The sequence below is a fragment of the Spirosoma litoris genome, from assembly GCF_054776755.1.
Genome location: NZ_BAAHBI010000017.1, coordinates 47,294 through 54,503 on the forward strand (window position 1 = coordinate 47,294; position 7,210 = coordinate 54,503).

The 7,210-nt window shown below is 47.8% G+C and carries 7 protein-coding genes; all 7 read right to left on the reverse strand.

Annotated elements, in window-relative coordinates; genetic code table 11:
* Positions 1-27 precede the first annotated feature (27 nt).
* Complete coding sequence (locus ACYVGR_RS12140; protein WP_460956883.1) at positions 28-1,524, reverse strand: hypothetical protein; 1,497 nt, start codon at positions 1,522-1,524, stop codon at positions 28-30.
* 9 nt (positions 1,525-1,533) lie between these two features.
* Positions 1,534-1,839, reverse strand: coding sequence for a hypothetical protein (locus tag ACYVGR_RS12145; protein WP_460956885.1), 306 nt, complete (start codon positions 1,837-1,839; stop codon positions 1,534-1,536).
* Positions 1,840-1,932: 93 nt separating this feature from the next.
* Positions 1,933-2,418 (reverse strand): hydrogenase maturation protease, encoded by a 486-nt coding sequence (locus tag ACYVGR_RS12150; RefSeq protein WP_460956887.1) that lies wholly within the window; start codon positions 2,416-2,418, stop codon positions 1,933-1,935.
* A 101-nt stretch (positions 2,419-2,519) separates the two neighbouring features.
* Positions 2,520-4,115 carry a nickel-dependent hydrogenase large subunit gene (locus ACYVGR_RS12155; RefSeq protein WP_460956889.1) on the reverse strand — a complete coding sequence of 532 codons (1,596 nt, stop codon included), beginning with the start codon at positions 4,113-4,115 and terminating at the stop codon, positions 2,520-2,522.
* A gap of 108 nt (positions 4,116-4,223) precedes the next feature.
* Positions 4,224-5,204, reverse strand: a complete 981-nt coding sequence (locus tag ACYVGR_RS12160) for an NADH-quinone oxidoreductase subunit B family protein (RefSeq protein WP_460956891.1) — start codon at positions 5,202-5,204, stop codon at positions 4,224-4,226.
* A 208-nt stretch (positions 5,205-5,412) separates the two neighbouring features.
* A complete protein-coding gene (locus tag ACYVGR_RS12165) occupies positions 5,413-6,033 on the reverse strand; it encodes a TetR/AcrR family transcriptional regulator (protein WP_460956893.1) in 621 nt (206 codons plus the stop codon).
* Between the two features lie 6 nt (positions 6,034-6,039).
* Positions 6,040-6,399 carry a hypothetical protein gene (locus tag ACYVGR_RS12170; RefSeq protein ID WP_460956895.1) on the reverse strand — a complete coding sequence of 120 codons (360 nt, stop codon included), beginning with the start codon at positions 6,397-6,399 and terminating at the stop codon, positions 6,040-6,042.
* Between the last annotated feature and the right edge of the window lie 811 nt (positions 6,400-7,210).

Below are 7,210 nucleotides of genomic sequence, written 5' to 3' on the forward strand. Positions count from 1 at the left end.
GACACCATTTCCATGACCGAATAACCATTAACCAATAACCAATTCATCCAGGCGTTCCAGGTGCAAATCGGCATCCCGAATAAGAGCTTCATCGGCCACCAATGTCCGTATTTCACCCGCTTTTTTAACCATATCGTCGTAGAGTGCCCGCTGGTTTTGGGGGTCGTCTTCACCTACATACCAGCCCGCTTCGAGATAGTTCAGGATGGTTAACGCACGTTCGTACGGATATGCATCGGCAGTACGAACCCGTAGAGCATCACGATAATAGCCAATAGCTCTGGCATAATTATCAGATTTCCTGGCCAGTGGATACTTTGTCAGCGCATTAGCGTAGTGGTTGCAAACCGTGGCATACTCATAAGGAAATTCTTCCCGAGTAAAATAGGCCAATGCCTGTTGAAACGAACTTGACGACACGGCGGCCCAGATACTTTTCTTCTTGACTTCATCAGGAATTTCGGAAAAAATGACCCCGAGGTGGTGCTGAATTTCGGCAAAAATAGCGGGAGCACTTTGCTGTGTAAACACCTTAAGGGCTTGCTGATAGGCTTCCATAGCCGGACGGTAAAATTGCGGATTACCGTTCTGCGCCCAGGTATAGAGCAATATACCCTTGCGGTACTGCGCGTTGGCTAGTAGTTCGGGGACGTCTTCGTTGTCAAAGATGGTCACCGCACGACTGATATAGCCCAGCGCTTCAGAAAAACTGTTGGAAAAGGTGGCAACCTGTGCAGCATCGACCAGCAACAAACCCACCTGAATAGATCGTTGTTGGGCTTCGTAATATTGCAGTACCTGCCAGAGCGCCGTTTTCGTTTTTTTCAGCAAATCGGCATCGTAGGGAACCACCAACTGTTGAAGCCATACAGCATATTGAACAGCCAACAACTCGTGTTTGGCCGTATCACTTAGTTCAGAAACACTCGCCTGTTCCAGTACGTGGTTAGCCTCGGTTAGTTGCCCGGTGTCGAGCAGCAGCGTGGCGAACTGTTTGGTTGTGTATGCCTGATACTCGGCATCGGGTGCGAGATCTATGCCCAATCTGTAGGCTTCTGCCACGTCGTCGGTTGCATCGCTTTCGAGATTACCGTAGTGCAACGCGACAGCCCGGTTGTGCCAGCGCCGGTAGGTTTCAAACGTACCTACCCCGTTAACAGGCCGCACGGGTGCTACCAGCGATACACCCGACTGCAACCGGTTCGTAAGGTCGATGGTATCGGCGAGCAGGCGATCATGTCGGGCGTAGGTATACGCTTTCTCCCAGTTCCCTAACCGTATAAACACGAACGACAATAGATTGTCGGCTGAGAAAGCTAGTGGATGTGGGAGTAAAACTGGGGGTAATGTTTCACCCCAATCGAGGGGTAATTGGATAACTCCCTCAATAACGAGTATCGCATCCGCGTTAGGTGTTGTATCAGTTATCGGACTTATCTGCACCAGCTCATCAAGCCGAAATTCAGTTTGGATGGCCCACGTAACAGAATCTATATCGTCGGTTTGTATGGTTAGGTAATACATAACGTGTGGTTAGAGCGTAATGCTCAGAATACCGGTAGTTTTCAATTCGTAGGCTAAGTCACGGTCAGCATCATCAAGGTCGTTATCAATCAACAGTTCACGGATGTTTACTGACTTGTCGCCCAACAGATTTCGATCTTTCAGGAGTAGCCAACTGGTTTTGTGTAGCTTCTCAAAAAACGCTTTCGACTTACCCGCCACCAGCAACGTTTGTCGGTCGGGGTAATACACCATACTTACCTGTAAATCGTCGCCCAAAGCAACTTTGGCGATAGATGCCTCGATGAGCAAATAGCTATTCTTCAGGTAAACCATTGTTGGTTATTAGTTACTGAGTTATTCGTTATTAAGTTATTGGGATTCGGTTTGGCAATTCAGGTAATAAATTCACTATTAACACAATAACCATTAACTTAATAACGAATAACCAATAACCTCTTCCCGCATTAAAGCCGCGACACGATCACCGGCCTCTTTCACCACGTCGGATAGGTTCACTGCCAGCTTCGTATCATCGACTGCAATCAGGTAAATCTGGATATCGTCGGGATAATCCTTGAGCAAAATTTTACGGGCATACGATAGTGCCTGACCCCATTTCAAACTGTGCAGAAACACCATCGGGTCGTCTTGAATAGCCGCTTCCACTTCGTGAGCCGGTAGTTTGTAGAGCGTGCCGGGAGCTTCTCCCGTATTGATCACCGCATCGACAATCAGAATTCGTTCGTGCCCACGCAACTGAAACAGCACCTCAAACGCCGACGTACCCATATCAAACAAACTAACTCCAGGTTGCTCACCAAGTGATTCTCGGAGTTGATCGATTACATAACAACCCACGCCGTCATCGCTACGAACGGGATTGCCAAAACCCATAATGGCGGTCTTTTTCATACGAATGAGAGAGTGAATGAATGATAGAATGAGTGAATAAATGAGTAGCCTATTCATTGCGCAGGTGACCCAATCATTCACTCACTCTACCATTCACTCATTCATAATTTAAACTTGGCCATTTCCTTGCCCGATTTCCCATCGTGGGCGTGGACGGTACAAACCAGACAGGAGTCGAACGAACGGGCTACCATGCCTACTTCGACAGGATCGTGCGGATCTTCGATTTCGGTACCTTCAAGGGCGGCTTCAATCGGACCGGGGTTACCCCGGTCATCGTTCGGGCCAACGTTCCAGGTGGTGGGTGCCATCACCTGGTAATTTTTGATAACCCCATTTTCAATTTCAATCCAATGAGCCAGTGAACCGCGGGCGGCTTCAGTAGCGCCAAAGCCTTTACCATCACGTTCTTCAGGCTTGATGTAAAATTCACTATTGAGGTCTACCTGACGGAGCCACTCATCAATTTGTGTATACAGTCGGGCGGCTTCGTGAACGCGGGCTAACGTCCGGGTAAATACGTTCGTTCCTAATTTTTTGATCACATCACCAAACAGCGGGTCAAAGACCTGATGCGGCAACAGATTGTCAGGGTTAGCGTTCATGAGCACGCGCGCCAGCGGACCAGCCTCAGCTGCCATGTCCATGTAGCGAGGTGCTTTTGCCCAGCTATATTTTTCGTTGAAATTCGAGTCAGCCAGGGTGTGCGACTGTAGGGGTGTTGGCATAGGTTCATCCCAAGGGTGAGCTGCCGGAACGTCGGCATACCAGGCATGACCAACGTGTTCTTTGATATTCAGGTGGTCGAAAACGTGGTATTTTTTACCATCGAAAAATCCGCTTCGGTTAATCAACGCTGCGTTACGGCCCTCTACGGTCGGTTTCTGGTAATGGTCTTTATGCAGGTACGTTCCATAAGCGATAAACTTGCCAACACCCTGACCGAACTTGTGCAGACCAAATTCCAGACTGGCCCTGATGAACAAGCCCAGATCAGAATTGCGCTGCGAATCGTTTTCTTCTACCCAGGCCATCAAATCATCCCAGGTTTTGATCTGCATATACCGCTCAATCGAACAGCCTAGCCAGAGTGATTCGAGCCAGTCTTTGCGGAACTGGTTCATGATGGCGTGCGCGCGGGTGATGTCTTTAAGCGTTGGCGCACACATAACGCCCCCCGGCACCATATAGCTCGAATGCGGCCACTGACCGCCAAAAAGTGCATACACCTCCACCGGACGACCGCTAGCCGAAACACCCTGTTGAAAGGACGTACCCACATAAGCCGCAAAGCGTTTTACGACTTCATCGTAAAGAGGCTTGTTAGCGAACTTTTTATTCGCCATGTCGGTAGCGAAAATGGCATAAAACCAGCGCGGTATACTCTGGATGGTTTCGGTAGCCTGCCCGATGGCCCGCAACAACAATGCGTTAGGTGGCAGGGTTGTTTTCCAGGCCGTATCCAGTGCCGATGAAGCACAATACAGGTGAGAACCTCCGCAAATACCACAAATACGGGGCGTTACGATCAGACCCGCCTGTGGGTCTTTGCCCTGCATGATTTTTTCGAAGCCCCGGAACATGGCCGCCTGCGTATGCGCCCGCGTCACGACACCGTCTTCCATATAAACCTTAACGTCGAGGTCGCCCTCAACCCGCCCAACCGGCGATATATTTAATTCTTTCTGAGTTGCCATGTTTCGAATGGTGAAAGAGCGAAAGAGTGAATGAGCGAAAGAATGAAACCATACCACTTAGGCAATCTGGTTTCGCTCATTCACTCTTTCGCTCTTTCACTCATTATTTTATTTGGAGGAGGAAAACTGGGGTTGTTCAACACCGACAAGACGTTCACTGCCGGAAATGACTTTCTCGAAGCCTGCACGGAGATAATAGCCTAGCTTCGACGTACCTTCTGGCGTTTCCTTAGGCAGGAAGCCGAGATAATGCATCGTTTTAAAGATGCTGCCTTTTTCCAGGTCATGGTGCGGGAAACCCGGCTCCGTACAACCCAGACACGGGTGATTGGCGCGGGTCTTACTCGAATGCCGATTCCACAGAATCCGGTTGCAACTGGCGCGGGTCATTGGCCCACGGCAACCTACCTCATAAAACAAACAGCCGCCCCGCTTACCAAAGCCACCATCGACTTTTTGAGCGAAACTGATCACGTTAGTACAACCCGTTTGCACGAAGTCGGTGAAGAACGTTTTGGGACGATGGTATTCGTCTATCAATATATCACTGATTCGGCCGGTGGAAATGGCCACCAGGATTTGCGTAATCCAGTCGGGGTGAGCCGGGCAACCGGGAATATTAATAACAGGCAAACCGCCTTTCGATACATAATCAGTCCCGAGAAAACCACCTTTGGCCTTCCGCAAAAACTGCAAACCCGTCGACTCGCTGGGGTTGGGAGCCACAGCAGGAATCCCCCCCCAGGTGGCGCAATCGCCGATAGCCACCACATAACCAACTACTTTCGAAAGATCCCGAACCCAATCCTGCATGGGACGATCGGCAAAGTAATTCATGGTACCACTCCCGTGGGGCCCTTGAATAATACTGCCTTCGTACACGAGTATGTCGCATTGAGTACGACCGCTTAGAATATCGTTGAGCAGATCGGTGACCTGTTCACCAATTTCAAGGCCAATAGAAGGGTGCCAGAGGATGTTGACACCAAAATCGGTCACTAATTCGACAACGGTGGGCTCCTCAGCATTGAGGAACGACATCGTGTTGCCGCTGCACGCTCCTCCCTGAAGCCATAATACGTTAGCCATGCGATACGGGGGTGTTAGGGTTCGGAATTTTGAATTATAAGAAGTACAAATATAATTATAATTCTTAATTAGAAAATTTTTTCTAATTTTTTCTAAGGATATAGCAAGATCCAGGCCATTAGCCCAAAAGCCAATGACCTGGATCAATCAAACAACTGATTAGTAGCAGGGAATGACAACTAGTTGCAACTAGGCCCCCCTTTGGCTACTAAGCCAGCATAGGCAGTACCAATGTTTCGAATTCGGAGATACCTTCTTCGGTGAAGTAGGGGTGCAAGTGTCCCCAAACGGCTTGTTTGTAGCTTTGTTCGGTGGTCGTCTGCCCGCGCATGGCAGCAAATGCGGGGAAAAATACCAGTGTCATCCAGAGTGACTGCGCCAGTTGATCATACTGCTCTGGATTAGTTTCGGGACGCAACCTATTCCGCTGAACATGAAAATCGAGCCAGCTCCGCAGTTGCATCAGCATTTTATTAACTACCCACTGCCATTGACGCTGCTGCTCTGTTTGTTCGGGATTGGTTTTGAAAAATTCGGCCAGGTAAAACCGGTAGTTCTGGAAGAATTGGTAGTACAAACTGATTTGCTGATCGAAGTCAGCTAGCTCTGGTGCCTGAAGATATTGGCGGAAAATATGGGTGAATTCATCGAGAACCTGCTCATATACCGACTCAATGATAGCATCTTTCGTTTTAAAATGATAGGCCAAATTTCCTACGCTGATACCTATCTCTTCGGCTATCTGTTGAAGACGCACGGCATCAACCCCATACTCGTTGAAGAGTCGGACTGATGCGTTCAAAATACGTCCTTTAGTCGAGCCAGGCATAAGAAATTAATTCAGACAGACATTTAGTTGATTGGCCGAAACGGTGAGCGTACCCCGTTGATCTTTGGCAGCTAACCGGCGCATGTAATGTGCTTGCTGCGCGGCTCGTTTTGGACAAGAATTGGACGTAATCCGGCGCTTAATGAACTTGAGCGGATCGGCCGCATAGGCAAAAATCAATTCTACCTCCCACTCACCCCGGTATAAACGCAGATTTTCGATCACGGCCGTGTCAGACAGCCATAGGTCATCATAGTACAGCCGAAAGTCGGTCAGGTTCCCTTTCCGCTCCGTAAAATGTTGGCTGTTCAGGCCAGCCAGCATATTGGCATAGGCTGTCTTATCCATTGTAAAGAGGGGTTTCATAACGTTTTTAACAGGAGTGGTTCAGAATTCGATAGAACGAATGTATACTATTTGGGTATTAAAAGCCTTTATTTATTAAAAAACTATCGTTTAAATAGTTAACACTGCTCCTGTGCTTATGTTAACTTCCCTACCGGAAAAAGTGTAGGCGTATTCTACTGCTGAAAATCGTTCACGAAGTGGTCCAAATGATTGCAGGCCAAGACAAGCTTATGGAACGATCGAATAAATTTGATATAAAATTAAGGGAAGTAATCGTCAATGTGACGACTTGAATTGGCCGGTTACTAAAAGCAGCCAAGGCCTCAACACTTCCTTCTAATCTCACTTGTCGGCATAATAACTCTTCCATTGATCTTTCTTGGTGAGTGAGACTGATGAAAATCAGTATATATCCCTGACGCCTAACAGATTGTGGGAGCTAAAAGCAATGCATCTTTACTTTCGGTTTTAGAAACTCGATCTATAAGTCTGTCCATTTAACCTAGATTTATTCTCCGCTTATTCCAGAAAAATTGCAACGTCCCATTATCAAGACAGCGATAAACTTATTACCAACCTATGATGAATCGATTCATGGGATAACCTTCTGGGGCTAACCCCCTGAATCAACCGTTCGGTAGCAGCAACGCACCGAACGGTTTGTTTAGCAATCTTTTGATAAGGAACGTTTTATGGTCATTTCCATTAACTAATCGTGATTTCATTCTTGAAGGCGTTACAACTAGTGCTCGTCCAAAATAGATTCTATGGTAGTTCTAAACTTGTAATGATAGGTTGTAGTTTGTGACCACAAATCTGATTGATTTGA

Coding starts and splice junctions, on each gene's coding strand:
- ACYVGR_RS12140 (WP_460956883.1), bottom strand. CDS start 1,524: ATGTATTACCTAACCATACAAACCGACGATATAGATTCTGTTACGTGG.
- ACYVGR_RS12145 (WP_460956885.1), bottom strand. CDS start 1,839: ATGGTTTACCTGAAGAATAGCTATTTGCTCATCGAGGCATCTATCGCC.
- ACYVGR_RS12150 (WP_460956887.1), bottom strand. CDS start 2,418: ATGAAAAAGACCGCCATTATGGGTTTTGGCAATCCCGTTCGTAGCGAT.
- ACYVGR_RS12155 (WP_460956889.1), bottom strand. CDS start 4,115: ATGGCAACTCAGAAAGAATTAAATATATCGCCGGTTGGGCGGGTTGAG.
- ACYVGR_RS12160 (WP_460956891.1), bottom strand. CDS start 5,204: ATGGCTAACGTATTATGGCTTCAGGGAGGAGCGTGCAGCGGCAACACG.
- ACYVGR_RS12165 (WP_460956893.1), bottom strand. CDS start 6,033: ATGCCTGGCTCGACTAAAGGACGTATTTTGAACGCATCAGTCCGACTC.
- ACYVGR_RS12170 (WP_460956895.1), bottom strand. CDS start 6,399: ATGAAACCCCTCTTTACAATGGATAAGACAGCCTATGCCAATATGCTG.